Source organism: Streptomyces sp. NBC_00306, assembly GCF_036169555.1.
GTDB lineage: Bacteria > Actinomycetota > Actinomycetes > Streptomycetales > Streptomycetaceae > Streptomyces > Streptomyces achmelvichensis.
Genome location: NZ_CP108032.1, coordinates 1,998,982 through 2,015,444 on the forward strand (window position 1 = coordinate 1,998,982; position 16,463 = coordinate 2,015,444).

Genomic DNA, 16,463 nt, shown 5'->3' on the forward strand with positions numbered 1-16,463 from the left:
TTCCGTGTGACCGACGGCGGATCAGACCCCGGGATCAGGCGCCATGGGCTCCGGCCGGGTCCACGGCCCCGGGTCGGCCCCGCCGGCGAGGCCGGATAACCGGCCGCGCGTCAGGCCCCGGTCAGGCGCCGTGCCGCGGACCGGACTGCGGTCCGTGCTGCGAGACGTCCTGGGGACCGTAGGCGTCCCACTCCGGCTCCACGTCCCGTGGGCCGAACAACGCCGTCAGCGCCAGGTGGACCACCATCGCCGCCACCGGCCACGCCAGCAGCGCCCCGTGCGCGTTCAGCTCCAGCGGTGCGTCGAAGACGACCCCCTTGCCGACCTCGCGGGCGTGGGCGACCACGTCGTCCGTGGGGCCGAGCCATGTACCGATGCCCCAGGCGAGCAGTGAGCCGAGCAGACCGCCGACCGCGAGCGCCACCACCAGCGCGATTCCGCCACGCCTGCGCAGCAGGAAGAGCACCGCCGCGCTCACCGCGCCGAAGGCGAGCGCGAGCAGGGCAAACGTTCCGTCTGCTCCCATCGCCTCTTCACCCTCGGTGTCCCGCAGGAACACCGCCTTGCCGTCGGAGATCAGCGGCACCCGGGGCGCCAGCCACAGCCACAGCAGGCCCAGCGCCACACCCGCGACCGCCACCGCGACCAGCACCACCGCGCTGTCCCGCAGATCCGTCCTCAGGTCCGGGTCGTCGGGGTGCGCCCCCTCGTGCCCCTCGGCCCCGTGGTGCGGGTACGCGGGTACGGGACCGGTCGGCGGCGTCTGCCACGGATCGTTCGGGGAGGGCTGATGCGGCGGTGTCAGCGGTGCAGTCACACCGCCATCGTGCCAAACGTGTTCGTCCGGCGCCTCACCGGACCGCCGCCCGCCGATAGGCCCACGTCGCGACCGTGAGCGAGACGACGCCCACGAACGCGCAGACCGCGAGGTCGAGCGCCACGACGGCCCAGTCGGGGCTCGCCTCGAAGGTCCTGGCAAGGGCCTCGACGCCGTACGTCGACGGCAGCAGATCACGCGCGTACGAGATCGGCCCCGGCAACCGGTCCGCCGGCAGTACTCCCAGCAGCAGCGCGGCCGACATGCCCAACTGCCCGAGCAGTGTGGCGAATTCCTGGCGCGGTGCGAGCAGGCCGAGCGCCGCACCGAGACCGGCGAGCGCGGCCCCGCTCAGCGGGATCACCGCCACGAGCACCCACAGATGCGTCATGGGCAGCTGGAACAGCACGCTGCCGGTGACGGCGGTGACGATCGTGCCGGGCACGGTGAAGGAGGCGTACGCTCCGGCCGCCCCGAGCACCACGGCCGCGGGCGGCACCGGCAGGGTCGCATAGTGGTCCAGACCACCGGTGGCGCGCAGCTGCCCGAAGTACTGGGCGAGCAGATTCAGCGCGACGAACGCGACGACGAGGACCGAGGAGCCGGCGACGACGGCACGCGCCTCGGCACCGCCGTCCACGACCCCGCGCATCAGGACCATGATCCCGACGGACTGGAACGTCGCCACGAAGAGGAGCGGGATCCTGGCCACCCGTGCCCGCGACAGCTGCGCGCGGTACACGGCACCGAGAGCCGGCAGCAGCCGGGCCCGCGGTGCGAGAGGCGCGGCGGGTTCGGCCGCCGCGCTGTGGACCCTGATCTGTCCGGTTTTCCCGGACACCGCCTCCGCGGGAACGATGCTCACGCTTTGACCAGCCCCTTCGTCGCGTTCCCCCCGAGCGCCAAGTACACGTCCTCCAGGCTGGGCGTCGTCAGCGTGAAGTCGTCGAGTGCGGCGAACGCCGCTCCCCCCGTCACCGCGGCGACCGCGGCCCGCGCCTCGTCGGGCGCCAGTCGCAGCACCCAGCGGCGCCCCGACTGCTGCGCGGAGCCGCGCAGCGCGGCGACCTCGGGCACGTCCAGCGGCGCCCGGTCCCGCCACACCAGCTCGACCCGCACCTCGCCCGCCACCCGTTCCTTCAGCCCGCCCGGGGTGTCGCAGGCGATCACCCGGCCGCGCTCCAGGACGGCGACGCGGTCGAGGACGGTCTCCGCCTCGATCACGTTATGAGTTACGAGCACGACCGTCGTTCCGTTCACGGCCCGGCGCCGGTCGACGGCCGCCCACACCGCGCGGCGCGCGACGGGGTCCATACCGGTCGTCGGCTCGTCCAGGACGAGCAGCGGGCGCTCACCGACCAGCGTGGCGGCGAAGCAGGCCAGCCGGCGCTGCCCGCCGGACAGCTTCTTCAGCGGGCGCCCGGCGAGCGCGGTCAGCCCGAGCTCCTCCAGGACGGAGTCCCGCTCGGCCCGGGCGTCCCGGGTGGTCAGTCCGCGCAGCCGCCCGGTCGTCTCGGCGGCCAGCGCGACGGTCAGCTCGTCCAGCGCGGTGGACTCCTGCCCGAGGTACCCGATGAGCCGCGCGGCCCGCTCCGGGTGGCGTACGAGATCGTGGCCGAGCACCTCGACGCTGCCCGAGTCGGGCCGCATCAGACCGGTCAGCTGGCGCACGAGGGTGGACTTGCCGGCGCCGTTCGGGCCGAGGAGACCGAAGATCTCACCGCCCCGGACCTCCAGGCTGATCCCGTCCGTCGCCCTCACCTCGGGCGTCGCGGGAACCCCCCGCCGGGCGCGCACGGCGGGGTACGTCTTGACCAGTCGCCGCACCACGCACACCGTACTCACGAGGTACGAGACTACGGGGTCGCCGGGGCTACTCCCCGGCCGGGGCGTGTTCCGCCGCCGCCCGGACGTCGATCTCCCGCCAGAATCCGGCCCGGATCGCATAGCGGTCGTGTTCGTCGATCTGGTCGTCCTTGTGCGCCAGCAGACCGAAACGTGCTGCGTAGCGCAGCAGTTCTCCGTCGATGCGGTGCGGGATCCGCGGGTACATCGTCGACAGCTTCTGCACATGGCCGGCCTCCGGCAGTCGCGCCATCCAGCGCCGGGCGAACACCTGACCGACCTCGAAGGGGTCGCCGCCGACCGTCGTGATGTCCTCCTCGCGATCGGCCCAGCGCTGCTCGGCGCTGGTGAGCTGAGCCAGCGTCGGCAGCGAGGCCGTCTCCGGCGGCTCGCCCAGCGCACCGCCGGCCCGCTCGACCCAGCCCTTGTCGGAGGACCAGCGCAGGGTGGCGTTCGCGGGGTGGTGCGGGGGGTGCGGCCCGGGGGCCCGCAGACTCGCCAGGTCCTTGGGCGTGGGCACGCCCTTGGAGGAGGCGGCGGGGGCGGGAGGGGCCGCGGCGCCGTTGTCGGTGGGCTCGGGCGGAGCGCCGTTGCGCGCGGCCTCGGCGGCCCGCTCCTGGGAGGCGGCGAGCGCCGACTCGGGCAGGGGTGCGGAGAGGATGGCCGCGATCTCCGGCCGCGGGACGGGGGGCGGCGCGCAGACGCCGGTGAGTTCCTTGGCCCGTACGGCCCCGGTGATCCAGGCGCGGTCGAGCACCCGCCGCTCATCGGCTTCGGCGACGAGGTCCTCGGACTGGTTGTAGTCGCCGTCGGCGGCCTGCACCGCCCACAGGTGCACGGCCACGCCGTGCTCCTTGGCGGACATCAGGCCGGGCAGCAGATCCCCGTCGCCGGTCACCAGGACCACGTCGGAGCATGCGCGATTTCTGGCCAGTTCGGTGAGCTCGGCGTGCATGGCCGCATCCACGCCCTTCTGCGCCCAGCGTCCGTCGCTGCGGGTCAGTGCGCCGAGCCGGACCGTCACCCGGGGCATCACCCGCAGCCTGCGGTGTTCGGGCTGCGGCACACGGTCGGGGGCTCCGTCGAACCAGTAGATACGCAACAGGGGGCGCTCGGTATCGGCCTCGGCGAGTTCGCGAAGGCCTTGAATAAGTGCGGAATGGTCGACAGTGATCCGGGAACGCGCCGGTTCCCCGGCAAGCAGGCTCGCGGCGGCGCCCAGCAGATATCCGGCGTCAACCAGGACAACGCAGCGGTCCACGCGTTCCACCTTCTTTCGGGAACTTCGGGAAATTCGGGAACGTCGGAATGCAAGAAGACTCCGGACCGGAAAAAGGTTCCGGACCGGGGATTCTCGCGGGTTTCCTTCGAGTCTGCCCGACCACATGAGGCTTAACGGCCGGAACTCGATCATCGGCGTGGCGGATCCCGTGTCAAGGCCTGTGACATGGGGTCTTTACCCACCGCTATGATCCAAAATGCGGCGTATCGTCCTGTATGTGAGTCTGATCGCGGCCCTGGCCCCTAGATCCCAGTGGAGGCACACCATGGCCAAGAACAAGAATCGCAAGGGCGGCCAACAGGAGCGCGCGGCGTCCCCGGCGGAGCGTGGCAACGAGCAGGCGAAGACCACCGCCTACGAGTCCCAGGCCCGCCCGCAGTCGCAAGGCCAGGGCAGCCCGGCGGACGTTGCCCGTAAACATCAGCGGCGCTTCGGTCACAACTGATCGGCCCGCATCCAGCGGAAGGGGCGCGCCCGTGACGACGGGCGCGCCCCTTCCGGGTGTTCGGGCACGAGGCCCCGGATGCGGTGTCAGCCCGCCAGGCAGGACGGACCGAGCAGCACCTTGAGGTCGCCGAACAGGGCCGGGTCCGGCTGCACACGGTGCCGGTCGAGCCGTAGCACCGTCGTCTTGCGCGGCCCCTGAAGCTTGATCCGTACCTCGGTGTTGCCCTTGTGATGGCTGAGGATCTCGCCGAGCCTGCTCACCATCGGCGGGGTCACCTTCACGGTGGGGATGGTGACGACGACCGGGGCGTTGGTGCCCGCGGACGACAGGTCGGGAACCATCAGTTCCATGGCGACGAGCCGCGGAATGTCCTCACGCTTGTCGAGCCGTCCCTTGACGAAGACGACCGTGTCCTCGACGAGCTGGGTGGACACCAGCTGGTAGGTCGCGGGGAAGAACATGCACTCGATCGAACCGGCCAGGTCCTCGACGGTCGCGATGGCCCAGGCGTTGCCCTGCTTGGTCATCTTGCGCTGGAGGCCCGAGATGATGCCGCCGATGGTGACGACCGCGCCGTCCGCGTGCTCGCCGCCGGTGAGCTGGGAGATCGCCGCGTCCGTCTTGTCGCTGAGGACGTGCTCGATACCGAAGAGCGGGTGGTCCGAGACGTACAGCCCGAGCATCTCGCGCTCCTGGGCGAGCAGATAGGACTTGTCCCACTCGATGTCGGAGAACTCCACGTCGAGACCGAAGCCGGGCTCGGAACTGTCCTCCGCGTCGCCCATGCCGCCGAAGAGGTCGAACTGCCCCTCGGCCTCCTTGCGCTTGACCGCCACCACGTTGTCGATCATCGGCTCGTGGTGGGCGACGAGGCCCTTGCGGGTGTGGCCCATCTCGTCGAAGGCGCCGGCCTTGATGAGGGACTCCACGGTCCGCTTGTTGCAGACGACCGCCTCGACCTTGTCGAGGAAGTCGGGGAAGGTCGTGTACTTCCCCTTGGCCTTGCGGGAGCGGATGATCGACTCGACCACGTTCGTACCGACGTTGCGGACGGCGGAGAGGCCGAAGAGGATCACGTCGTCGCCCTGCGCGGCGAAGTTCGACTGGGACTCGTTCACATTGGGCGGCAGCACCTTGATGCCCATGCGGCGGCACTCGTTGAGATAGACCGCGGACTTGTCCTTGTCGTCCTTGACCGAGGTGAGCAGCGCGGCCATGTACTCGGCGGGGTAGTTCGCCTTGAGGTACGCGGTCCAGTAGGTGACCAGGCCGTACGCCGAGGAGTGCGCCTTGTTGAACGCGTATCCGGCGAAGGGGACCAGGACGTCCCACAGCGCCTGGATCGCCTCGTCGGAGTACTTGTTCTTGCGGGCGCCCTCCTGGAACAGGACGAAGTTCTTCGCCAGTTCCTCGGGCTTCTTCTTGCCCATCACACGGCGGAGGATGTCGGCCTCGCCGAGGGAGTACCCGGCGATGATCTGGGCGGCCTTCTGGACCTGCTCCTGATAGACGATCAGGCCGTAGGTGACGCCGAGGACCTCCTTGAGAGGCTCCTCCAACTCCGGGTGGATCGGCGTGATCTCCTGCTGCGCGTTCTTGCGGAGCGCGTAGTTCGTGTGGGAGTTCATGCCCATCGGGCCCGGGCGGTACAGGGCCGAGACGGCGGAGATGTCCTCGAAGTTGTCGGGCTTCATCAGCCGCAGCAGCGAGCGCATCGGGCCGCCGTCGAACTGGAAGACACCCAGCGTGTCACCGCGGCACAGCAGTTCGTACGTCGTGGGGTCGTCCAGCGGGAGGGCGAGCATCTCCAGATCGATGCCCTTGTTGGCCTTCACCATCTTGATGGCGTCGTCCATGATCGTGAGGTTGCGCAGGCCGAGGAAGTCCATCTTCAGCAGGCCGAGCGACTCGCACTGCGGGTAGTCCCACTGCGTGATGGTCACACCGTCGGTGTGCCGCACCCAGATCGGGGCGTGGTCCACGATGGGCTCGCTGGACATGATGACGCCGGCGGCGTGCACACCCATCTGCCGGACCAGGCCCTCGACGCCCTTGGCGGTGTCGATGACCTTCTTCACGTCCGGTTCGTTCTCGTACATCCCGCGGATCTCGCCGGCCTCGCTGTAGCGGGGGTGCGAGGTGTCGGTGATGCCGGACAGGTCGATGCCCTTGCCGAGGACGTCCGCGGGCATCGCCTTGGTGAGCCGGTCGCCCATCGCGTACGGATAGCCGAGGACCCGGGCGGAGTCCTTGATGGCGTTCTTCGCCTTGATCTTGCCGTAGGTGCCGATCATGGCGACCTTGTCGGCGCCGTACTTCTCGGTCACGTACCGGATCACCTCGACGCGCCTGCGCTCGTCGAAGTCGATGTCGACATCGGGCATGGAGACGCGCTCGGGGTTGAGGAACCGCTCGAAGATCAGTCCGTGCTCGATCGGGTCGAGGTCGGTGATGCCCATGGCGTACGCCACGATCGAGCCGGCCGCGGAGCCTCGGCCGGGGCCGACCGCGATGCCGTTGTTCTTGGCCCACATGATGAAGTCGGCGACCACGAGGAAGTACCCGGGGAACCCCATCTGGATGATGACGTCCATCTCGTACTCCGCCTGCTTCTGGCGGTCGGCGGGGACGCCGGAGGGATAGCGGCGCTCCATGCCGCGCCGCACCTCCTCCTGGAACCAGGTGACCTCGGTGAAGCCGTCGGGGATCTCGAACTTCGGCATGAGGTTCTTGGCCTCGAACATGCCGGTCGTGTCGATCTGCTGGGCGACCAGGAGGGTGTTGGCGCACCCTTCCTGCCAGGCGTCCGAGGAGTCCACCGCGTACATCTCGTCGGTGGACTTGAGGTAGTAGCCGGTGCCGTCGAAGCGGAAGCGGTCCGGGTCCGAGAGGTTCTTGCCGGTCTGGATGCACAGCAGCGCGTCGTGCGCCGTCGCCTCGTGGGAGTAGGTGTAGTGCGAGTCGTTGGTGACCAGCGGCGGGATGCCGAGCTTCTTGCCGATCTCCAGCAGGCCGTCACGGACCCGGCGCTCGATCTCGATGCCGTGGTCCATCAGCTCCAGGAAGTACCGGTCCTTGCCGAAGATGTCCTGGTACTCCGCCGCCGACTTCAGCGCCTCGTCGAACTGGCCGAGCCGCAGCCGCGTCTGGAGCTCGCCGGACGGGCAGCCGGTGGAGGCGATCAGCCCCTCCGACCACTGGGCGATGGTCTCCTTGTCCATCCGCGGCCACTTCTGGAGCCAGCCCTCGGCGTACGCGTCGGAGGAGAGGCGGAAGAGGTTGTGCAGTCCGGTCTTGTTCGCCGCCCAGATCGTCTTGTGCGTGTAACCACCGGAACCGGACACGTCGTCGCGCTTCTGGTGCGGCTGACCCCACTGGATCTTGCGCTTGTTCCGCCGGGACTCCGGGGCCACATAGGCCTCGATCCCGATGATCGGAGTGACCTCGGCCTTCTTCGCCGAGTGGAAGAAGTCGTACGCCCCGTGGAGGTTGCCGTGGTCCGTCATCGCGATGTGCGACATGCCCATTTCGTTGCACGCGTTGAACATGTCCTTCAGCCGCGCGGCACCGTCCAGCAGCGAGTACTGGGTGTGCACATGCAGGTGCGTGAACGGCGGCTTGGTCACGGCGGGGGCCTCCGGGAACGGCGAGTGGCGGGTAACGGACGGTCTGGGGGGACAGCGTGGAAGTCTACGACTCTCCACTGACAATCGCGGGGCACTCCCGAGTACCTTCGAGCGTTGGAGGGGCGGAAGCACTGTCCCATTTGTCATGCACCAGGAGGCACCCAGCGATGTCGGTACCGCACACCGCCGAGGTCACGGCCGAACAGCGCGGTGAGCAGATCCTCGCCGTATTCGGGACCGCCTTCGGCGAGCTCCTGGCCGCCGATCCGGCCGCCTTCCGGGTCAAGTTCCGGAAGATGGCGGCCTCCGCGTTCGCCTTCTACCGCGGCACCGCCTGCCTCTTCTACCACGACCTCGAGCGGGAGCAGCACGGCGGTCCGTACCTGGACGAGCGCACCGGCAGGGTGTGGATCCACGGCGATCTGCACGCCGAGAACTTCGGCACGTACATGGACGCCAACGGCCGGCTGATCTTCAACGTCAACGACTTCGACGAGGCCTATGTCGGCCCCTTCACCTGGGACCTGAAGCGGCTGGCCGCGTCCCTCGCCCTGATCGGCTACACCAAGGCCCTCAGCGACGAGCAGATCACCGAGCTGGTGCGGATCTACGCCGCCGCCTACCGCGAGCGCATCCACGCCCTGGCCGCCGGCGCCAAGAACGACGAGGTGCCGCCCTTCACGCTGGACACCGCCGAGGGCCCGCTGCTGGACGCGCTGCGCGTGGCCCGCTCGCTGACCCGCTTCGGCCTGCTCGACTCGATGACGGAGATCCGGGACTTCGAGCGCCGCTTCGCCTCCGGCGGGGGCACGATCGAGCTGGACGCGGCGACCCGGTACAAGGTCCTGGCGGCCTTCGACGGCTATCTGGAGACGCTGCCCGAGTCCAGCCTGACCCGCCCCGACTCCTACCGGGTCAAGGACGTGGTCGGCCGGCGAGGCATCGGCATCGGTTCCGCCGGCCTCCCCTCGTACAACATCCTGCTGGAGGGCAACAGCGACGCCCTCGAGAACGACGTCGTGATCTACATGAAGCAGGCGCAGACCCCGGCGGTCTCCCGGCACATCGACGACCCGTCGGTGCGGGAGTACTTCCAGCACGAGGGTCACCGCACGGTGATCTCGCAGCGCGCTCTCCAGGACCACGCCGATCCGTGGCTGGGCTGGACCGAGCTCGACGGCGCCGGCCAGCTGGTCGCCGAGGTCTCGCCGTACGCGGTGGACCTGGACTGGTCGGACATCGACGACCCGGAGGAGATCGCGGCGGTCGTCGCGGACCTCGGCCGGGCCACCGCCACGATGCACGGTGCCGCCGATGACGAGAGCGGCCACTCGCTGGTGCCGTTCTCCACGGAGCGGGCCATCGACGCGGCGATCGCTGCGGACGAGGACGGTTTCGCCGATCTGCTGGTCGACTTCGCGCACGGCTACGGCTCCCGGGCGCGCAAGGACCACCAGATCTTCGTGGACCTGTTCCGCAACGGCCGGATCCCCGGTCTGTAGGGCGCTCCGCCCCGCGACCGGATCCGTTAAGAACCCTCTCAGGGAGCCATGGGAGACTCCCCGGTGATGAATCTGTCGGGTGTGCAGCTCAGGGGGCTGCGGGCAGCGATCTTCACGGCACTGGTCGTGACGCTGTCCGCCGCCTCTCATGTGCTGCTCTCCCGCTCCCCGCTCCCGTGGACGACCCTCGCCGGGATGTCGGCGCTCGTCTTCGGCGTCGCCTATCTGCTGTCCGGGCAGGAGCGCGGCTTCTGGCGGATAGCGGGCCTGCTCGTCCCCCTGGAGCTGGCCGCGGACACCGTCTTCACCGCCGGCCAGGACGTCTGTTACGGCCCGGGCGGCGGACCGGTCGCCGGTTCGCTGCGCACGGTCGGCTTCGACGTGCTCTGCGGCGGCAGTGTGGGCAGCGGGCTGCCGGGGGTGGCCGCGGCCGACCCGGGCGCGGCGAATCTGCTGCACTCCGCCGACCCCGCCGTGCCCTGGCTGCTGCTCGCCGCCCATGTCTCGGTCGGCCTGCTCGCCGCGGCCTGGCTGCGGCGCGGCGAGTCCGCGCTGGCCGGCCTCGTCCGGGCGGTCGGCGCCTTCGCGTTCCGGCCGCTGCTGCTGGCAGTCGCCGCGGTGGGGGCGAGGGAGCGATCCGGGGGCACCGGCGCCCGGCGCGCACCCGTCCGGGCCGCGCGGGCCCGCGCGCGGCTGCTGGTGCATTCCGTCGGACGAAGGGGACCACCGGACTCGGCCGCGGTTCTCGCCTGAGCCCACCGTCCCCCTTCCGGTCTCCCGGACTTCCCGTTTCCCGGTATGTCCCGGTTTCCGTGTCCCCGGCGTTTCCCCGTATCCGCGGATACGACATCCCACGGAGTGAAGAACCATGAGTGCACGTAACAGCCAGGCCAACAAGGCGGCGGCCCGCGAGCGGCTGCGCCAGGAGCGCGAGCGCCAGGCCAAGAAGGACAAGACCCGCCGACAGCTCATCGTCATCGGCTCGACGATCGTGGTCCTCGCGATCGCGGGCGGCGCCGGGTACGCCGTGATGCAGGCCAACAAGCCGGATCACTGGGAGTCGGTGAAGGACGAGAAGACCGTCACCGCGCCCAAGAACACCGAGGGCACGAACGGCACGACCGTGGTCATCGGCAAGCCGGCCGCGAAGAAGACGCTGGAGCTGTACGAGGACTCCCGCTGCCCGGTCTGCGCGAGCTTCGAGCAGGCGGTCGGCGAGACGGTCGCCAAGGACGTCGCCGACGGCACGTACAAGCTCAAGTACGTCGGCGCCACCTTCATCGACAACGCCGACCAGGGCGAGGGTTCCAAGAACGCGCTGAGCGCGCTCGGCGCCGCGCTCAATGTGAGCCCCGACGCCTTCACGGCGTACAAGGCCGCTCTGTACTCGGCGAAGTTCCACCCCGAGGAGAGCCAGGACAAGTTCGCCAAGGACTCCTACCTCCTGGAGATCGCCGACTCCGTCCCGGCGCTCAAGTCCAACGCCGAGTTCAAGAAGAACGTCGAGGACGGGACGTTCGACGCGTGGGCGATGAAGATGTCCGCGACGTTCGACAAGAGCGGTGTCGGCGGTACGCCGACGCTGAAGATGGACGGCAAGAAGATCACGGCGGAGGGCACCGACAACCCGCCGATGACCGTGGAGCAGTACCGGACCTCGCTCGACAAGGTGCTGAAGGGCTGATCCGCGCGGCTTCACGGCCCGCCCCGCGGGCCCGGTGACCGAAGTGTCCCGGGCGGCCGGGCGGCCGTTGGGGAACGCGCCGGTGGACCGCTCCGGATGGGCGGGCGAACTTTGACAGTTCGCTCGCCCATTCGCCTTACCGGTCAGTAGTCTGATCGGCCGTGACCAGTCGAACCCCGTCAACTCCCAGCCGCCGCACGGTCGTCAAGGCCGCTGCCGCCACTGCTGTCGTCGCTGCGCCCGCCATAGCGGTCGCCGCCTCCGCCTCCGCCTCCGCGGCCACCGCCGCGCTTGCGCCGGCCTTCCTGCACGGCCTCGCCTCCGGTGACCCCCTGCCCGACGGCGTACTGCTGTGGACACGTATCACCCCCACGCCGGAGTCCCTCCCGGGCTCGGGCAAGGGCCCCGACACCGCGGTCGGTTGGGAGGTCGCGGAGGACAGCGCCTTCACCAAGGTCGTCGCCCGTGGCACCACCACATCGACGGCCGAGACGGACCACACCGTCAAGGCGGACGTCAGGGGCCTGCGCCCGGCGACCGTCTACTGGTTCCGTTTCACCGCCGGCACCACCGTGTCCGCCGTGGGCCGCACCCGTACCGCTCCGGCAACCGAGGCCGCCACGTCCGGGGTGCGCTTCGGCGTGGTCTCCTGCGCCAACTGGGAGGCCGGCTACTTCTCCGCCTACCGGCACCTGGCCGCCCGCGCCGACCTGGACGCGATTCTCCATCTCGGCGACTACATCTACGAGTACGCGGCGGGCGGTTACCCGGACGCGGAGCACGGCGTACGGCAGCACTCCCCCCGGCACGAGATCCTCACGCTCGCCGACTACCGGCTGCGCCACGCCACCTACAAGACGGACCCGGACCTCCAGGCGCTGCACGCCGCGCACCCCGTGGTCGCGATCTGGGACGACCACGAGATCGCCAACGACGCCTGGTCCGGCGGCGCCGAGAACCACACCCCGGGTACCGAGGGGGACTACGCGGCCCGTGCGGCCGCCGCCCGGCGGGCGTACTTCGAGTGGATGCCCGTGCGCGCCTCCACCGAGGGCACGGTCTACCGCAGGCTCCGCTTCGGCAAGCTGGCGGATCTGCATCTGCTGGATCTGCGGTCCTTCCGCTCGCAGCAGTCGTCGATCGGCAACGGCGGTGTGGACGACCCGGACCGCACCATCACCGGCCGTGCCCAGCTGGACTGGCTCAAGGCCGGACTGGCCGGCTCCGACGCCGCGTGGAAGCTGGTCGGCACCTCGGTGATGATCTCGCCGGTCGCCTTCGGAGCGCTGCCGGCCCATCTGCTGGAGCCCATCGCGGAGTTGCTCGGTCTGCCCAAGGGCGGCCTGGCGGTCAACGTCGACCAGTGGGACGGCTACACCGACGACCGCCGGGAGCTGCTGGCGCACCTCACGCAGCGCGGGATCAAGAACACCGTCTTCCTCACCGGTGACATCCACATGGCTTGGGCCAACGACGTTCCGGTCAAGGCCGCGACATACCCGCTGTCCCAGTCCGCCGCGACCGAGTTCGTCGTGACGTCGGTGACCTCGGACAACCTGGACGACATCCTCCATGTCGCACCGGGGACGGTCTCCGTCGTCGCGCAGGCGGCGGTCAGGGCCGCCAACCGCCATGTGAAGTGGCTGGACATGGACAGCCACGGCTACGGCGTCCTCGACGTGACGGCCGAGCGTTCACAGATGGACTACTACGTGCTGTCCGACAAGAAGAAGCGCGAGGCGACCGCCACCTGGGCCCGGTCGTACCGGACGCTGAACGGCACGCAGAAGGTCGAGCGGGTGAACCAGCCGGTGCGCTGAGGCACTCGGCCCGCCGGTACCCGCGGCCCGGGAACCTACGGGTGAAGAACGAACCCTGTACGGGTGTGATGACGCAGAGCTGCTCTAACCTGACGCCATGCATGCGCCGGGGGACGTGATCGACGGGCGGTTCGAGCTGATCGAACCGCTGGGCAGTGGCGGTATGGGCACGGTGTGGCGGGCTCGCGACACCGTGCTCCACCGCGAAGTCGCCCTGAAGGCGGTGCGGTCGGAGGCCGGGACGTCCGGCGCCGTGCGGGAGCGGGTGCTCCGCGAGGCCCGGGCACTCGCCCGGCTCAGCCACCCCCACGTGGTGACGATCCATCACATCGTGGACGGCGAACCGCATCCGTGGATCGTGATGGAGCTGGTGCGGGGCACCACGCTCCAGGACCGGCTCGGCCGTGGACCCCTCGCACCCGTGGAGGCGGCACGTATCGGCCGTCAGGTGCTCTCGGCGCTGCGCGCCGCCCACGCGGCCGGCATTCAGCACCGCGATGTGAAGCCCGCCAATGTGCTGCTGCGGGACGGTCCCGGGGGCGGGGCCGTGCTCACCGACTTCGGTATCGCCGCCCTCCAGGGCTCGGCCTCGCTCACGGCCACCGGTGAACTCATCGGCTCCCCCGAGTACATCGCCCCCGAGCGCATCCGCGGCCGGGACGACGACCCGGCCTCCGACCTCTGGTCGCTGGGGCTCGTGCTCTATGTGTCCGTCGAGGGGCTGAGCCCACTGCGCCGGGGGACGACCCTGGCCACGCTCGCCGCCGTGCTGGACGAGGACGTACCGCCGCCGGTGCGCTCCGGTCCGCTCGCACCGGTGCTGGGGGCACTGCTCGTTCGCGACCCGGCGGGCCGCCCCGACGCGCGGCAACTGGACGCGATGCTGGCGCAGGTGGAGTCCGGCATGCTGCCGCACTGGGCCGGCCCGACCATGACGGCGACCGCTCCTCCCCCGGTGATGCCGGGCCCGGTGCCCCCCGTCCCCACCCAGCTGGACAGTCCCAGGCCGACGGTCCCGCAGCCCCCGCCGTTGCCGGACCGGCGAAGCGGCAAGCCACGCGGGGCCGTTGTCGCCGCCGTGATCGCGGTGGCGGTGGCGATCACCGCGGCGACCGCTCTGGTGCTCGTCCTGCGGGACCTGGGCAAGGACGAGGCAGGCGGCCGGGGCGGCCCGACCGGGTCCGCCGTCTCGACGCCGGCAGCGACGACGAGCGATCCACGGCCCACGCCGAGCCCCAGCCCCACCCGGTCACCGTCATCCACGCCGACGCCCACACCCACACCGACACCGAGCAGCCCCGACGAGTCCTCGGACCCGCCCCGTCCGCCGGCCACCGGCGGCTGGATCGCCCAGCTCTACTCCGAGCCCCTCGGCTCCGGCACCGCCGCACGTGACGTACGCCTCGCGAAGGTCCGCGCCACCGTGCCCGAGGCCGTCTTCGTCCGCAGCGACGACTACGCCTCGCTGCGCCCGGGGTTCTGGGTCATCTACGCACCCGGCCCCTTCGCGGACGGCCGGGCGGCGCTGGCGTTCTGCGCCGAACGCGGCAGGACGTCGCCGAGCACCTGCATCGGGCGCTATCTGAGCACGAGTTCGGCCGACTACGGCCTCCAGTGCCGCCCCACGGCGGCCGGAGCCTCGGGCCGCTGCACCCGGCCCTGAACCCGCCCCCGCGAGCGGCCGGGCCCCAACATCCGCCCTACGGCGTGCCGTCCAGCGATTCGAGGAAGGCGAGAGCGATCCGCCAGGTCTGCTCGGCGGCTTCCTCGTCGTAGTCGGGCAGGTCCGGGTCGGTGTAGAGATGCCCGGCGCCGGCATAGCGGTAGACCTCGACGTCGGCTCCGGCCCTCCCCATCCCGAGATACCAGGCGGTCAGCCAGTCGTGCGGCTCGAAGGGGTCGGGATCGGCGACGTGCAGCTGTACCGGCAGGTCGTCGACCGCCGCGTCCTCCGCGATGTCGGAGGTGCCGTGCATCATCAGCAGCCCGCGGGCCTTCTCGTCGCCGAGCGCCAGCGTCTGCGCGACGGAGCGCCGAGCGAGAAGCCGGCGTAGACGAGGCCACGGTCCGAGCGGGGCGCCGCGGCGAGAACCGCCCTTTTGAGCAGTTCGTCCTTTCCGATCCCGTCCTGGAAGGCCATGCCCTCCTCGGTGCTCCCGAAGGTCCTGCCCTCGAAGAGATCCGGGGTCCAGACCGTGTGACCTGCGGCTTCCAGGCGCTCGGCGGCCTGGCGCACACCGTGACGAAGGCCATACGTCGAATGGAAAAGCATGATGTCCATGCCGTCAGGTTACGTTCGTGGGCATGGAGAACGTGCTGCGCCCGTTGATCGTCATCGGTGGCTCGGTCGTCCTCACGCTGTTCGTGGGATGGCTGGTCGACCTGCTGCTGCGCCGAGAGGACACCCGCCACACCGAGACCCCGCTGTGGGGTCTGCTGCGCCGGTGCCGCCTGCCGCTGCAGGTCGTCCTGTGCACGGCGATGCTGAGAGCCACCTACCGCCAGGCGCAGATCGAGAGCATCCGCGAACACCACCGGGGCATCGGCCAGGTGCTGACCCTGGTGCTGATCGGCGCCTCCGCCTGGCTCGTCGTGCGGATCGCGACGGCCGTCGTCGAGTCCACCTACACCCGTTACGCCGCGGCCACCCGCGACCCGGCCCGGGTGCGCAGGGTGCGCACCCAGGTGACCCTCATCCAGCGGGTCGTCATCGCCGTCGTCGGCGTGGTGGCCTTCGCGGCGATGCTGCTGACCTTCCCCGCCATGCGCGCCGTCGGGACTTCGATGCTGGCGTCCGCCGGTGTCCTCGGCATCGTCGCCGGTGTGGCCGCCCAGTCGACGCTGGGCAACCTCTTCGCGGGACTCCAGATCGCGTTCGGCGACATGGTGCGCATCGGCGACACCGTGGTGGTGGACGGCGAGTGGGGAACGGTCGAGGAGATCACGCTCACCTTCCTCGCCGTACGGACCTGGGACGAGCGCCGGATCACCATGCCTGTGTCGTACTTCACCAGCAAGCCGTTCGAGAACTGGTCCCGCGGCGGTGTGCAGATGACCGGCACCGTCTTCTTCCATCTCGACCACTCCACACCGGTGCCGGAGATGCGCGACAAGCTCCGTGACGTCCTGCGCGAGTGCCCGGCCTGGGACGGCCGCGACTGGTCGCTCGCCGTCACGGACACCACGCCCTCGACGATCCAGGTACGCGCGGTAATGACGGCGAAGGACGCGGACGACATCTGGACCGTCCGGTGCGCGGTGCGCGAGCAGCTGATCGCCTGGCTGTCAGACCAGCATCCGTACGCGCTGCCGCGGATCGCCACCGCCCACGCCGTGGAGCGGGAGGAGAAGCCGGCCGAGCTCACCCAGGACCAGATCGCGCCGGAGGAGGGCACTCCACGGACCGGCCGCGGCTGACCCACGGGTGTCCGGGCACGAG

12 protein-coding genes and 1 pseudogene are annotated in these 16,463 nt (G+C 70.3%); 7 read left to right on the forward strand and 6 right to left on the reverse strand.

Annotated elements, in window-relative coordinates; genetic code table 11:
* Positions 1 to 121 precede the first annotated feature (121 nt).
* The 4 genes from OHA05_RS08985 to OHA05_RS09000 are packed head-to-tail and all read right to left on the reverse strand — an operon-like array spanning position 122 to position 3,923.
* Complete coding sequence (locus OHA05_RS08985; RefSeq protein WP_328860256.1) at positions 122 to 817, reverse strand: DUF2567 domain-containing protein; 696 nt, start codon at positions 815 to 817, stop codon at positions 122 to 124.
* A gap of 34 nt (positions 818 to 851) precedes the next feature.
* Positions 852 to 1,682 carry an ABC transporter permease gene (locus OHA05_RS08990; RefSeq protein WP_413777783.1) on the reverse strand — a complete coding sequence of 277 codons (831 nt, stop codon included), beginning with the start codon at positions 1,680 to 1,682 and terminating at the stop codon, positions 852 to 854.
* On the reverse strand, positions 1,679 to 2,653 hold the full coding sequence (locus tag OHA05_RS08995) for an ABC transporter ATP-binding protein (RefSeq protein WP_313949042.1): 975 nt from the start codon (positions 2,651 to 2,653) through the stop codon (positions 1,679 to 1,681). The genes OHA05_RS08990 and OHA05_RS08995 overlap by 4 nt, the downstream gene beginning before the upstream one ends.
* 37 nt (positions 2,654 to 2,690) lie before the next feature.
* Entirely contained in the window at positions 2,691 to 3,923 is a 1,233-nt protein-coding gene (locus OHA05_RS09000) for an NYN domain-containing protein (protein ID WP_313946893.1), read from the reverse strand.
* Between the two features lie 286 nt (positions 3,924 to 4,209).
* Here OHA05_RS09000 and OHA05_RS09005 point away from each other — a divergent pair, with 286 nt between their 5' ends.
* Entirely contained in the window at positions 4,210 to 4,389 is a 180-nt protein-coding gene (locus OHA05_RS09005) for a hypothetical protein (RefSeq protein ID WP_313946892.1), read from the forward strand.
* Between the two features lie 86 nt (positions 4,390 to 4,475).
* Here the strand turns inward: OHA05_RS09005 and dnaE are convergent, their stop codons facing one another.
* On the reverse strand, positions 4,476 to 8,018 hold the full coding sequence (gene dnaE, locus OHA05_RS09010; protein ID WP_313946891.1) for a DNA polymerase III subunit alpha: 3,543 nt from the start codon (positions 8,016 to 8,018) through the stop codon (positions 4,476 to 4,478).
* Positions 8,019 to 8,185: 167 nt separating this feature from the next.
* On the opposite strand from dnaE, the gene OHA05_RS09015 reads away from it, so the two are divergent.
* From OHA05_RS09015 to OHA05_RS09035, 5 genes are all read left to right on the forward strand, one after another.
* Positions 8,186 to 9,520, forward strand: a complete 1,335-nt coding sequence (locus OHA05_RS09015; protein WP_327684746.1) for a DUF2252 domain-containing protein — start codon at positions 8,186 to 8,188, stop codon at positions 9,518 to 9,520.
* 66 nt (positions 9,521 to 9,586) lie between these two features.
* Complete coding sequence (locus OHA05_RS09020; RefSeq protein ID WP_328863356.1) at positions 9,587 to 10,273, forward strand: hypothetical protein; 687 nt, start codon at positions 9,587 to 9,589, stop codon at positions 10,271 to 10,273.
* A gap of 115 nt (positions 10,274 to 10,388) precedes the next feature.
* Positions 10,389 to 11,204: a DsbA family protein gene (locus tag OHA05_RS09025; protein ID WP_328860257.1), complete on the forward strand. Its 816-nt coding sequence runs from the start codon at positions 10,389 to 10,391 to the stop codon at positions 11,202 to 11,204.
* Between the two features lie 161 nt (positions 11,205 to 11,365).
* Positions 11,366 to 13,024: an alkaline phosphatase D family protein gene (locus OHA05_RS09030; protein ID WP_328860258.1), complete on the forward strand. Its 1,659-nt coding sequence runs from the start codon at positions 11,366 to 11,368 to the stop codon at positions 13,022 to 13,024.
* Between the two features lie 97 nt (positions 13,025 to 13,121).
* Positions 13,122 to 14,687 (forward strand): serine/threonine-protein kinase, encoded by a 1,566-nt coding sequence (locus OHA05_RS09035; RefSeq protein WP_328860259.1) that lies wholly within the window; start codon positions 13,122 to 13,124, stop codon positions 14,685 to 14,687.
* Positions 14,688 to 14,724: 37 nt separating this feature from the next.
* On the opposite strand, the pseudogene OHA05_RS09040 reads toward OHA05_RS09035, so the two are convergent.
* A pseudogene (locus tag OHA05_RS09040) lies at positions 14,725 to 15,305 on the reverse strand (dienelactone hydrolase family protein).
* 23 nt (positions 15,306 to 15,328) lie between these two features.
* Here OHA05_RS09040 and OHA05_RS09045 point away from each other — a divergent pair.
* The gene (locus tag OHA05_RS09045) at positions 15,329 to 16,441 is read left to right on the forward strand and encodes a mechanosensitive ion channel family protein (protein WP_328860260.1); all 1,113 of its coding nucleotides are present in this window, start codon (positions 15,329 to 15,331) and stop codon (positions 16,439 to 16,441) included.
* The last annotated feature ends 22 nt before the right edge of the window (positions 16,442 to 16,463 follow it).

Bases quoted from the DNA above. Each gene is read 5' to 3' on its own strand.
- OHA05_RS09005 (WP_313946892.1), top strand. From the start codon at position 4,210: ATGGCCAAGAACAAGAATCGCAAGGGCGGCCAACAGGAGCGCGCGGCG.
- OHA05_RS09015 (WP_327684746.1), top strand. From the start codon at position 8,186: ATGTCGGTACCGCACACCGCCGAGGTCACGGCCGAACAGCGCGGTGAG.
- OHA05_RS09020 (WP_328863356.1), top strand. From the start codon at position 9,587: ATGAATCTGTCGGGTGTGCAGCTCAGGGGGCTGCGGGCAGCGATCTTC.
- OHA05_RS09025 (WP_328860257.1), top strand. From the start codon at position 10,389: ATGAGTGCACGTAACAGCCAGGCCAACAAGGCGGCGGCCCGCGAGCGG.
- OHA05_RS09035 (WP_328860259.1), top strand. From the start codon at position 13,122: ATGCATGCGCCGGGGGACGTGATCGACGGGCGGTTCGAGCTGATCGAA.
- OHA05_RS09045 (WP_328860260.1), top strand. From the start codon at position 15,329: ATGGAGAACGTGCTGCGCCCGTTGATCGTCATCGGTGGCTCGGTCGTC.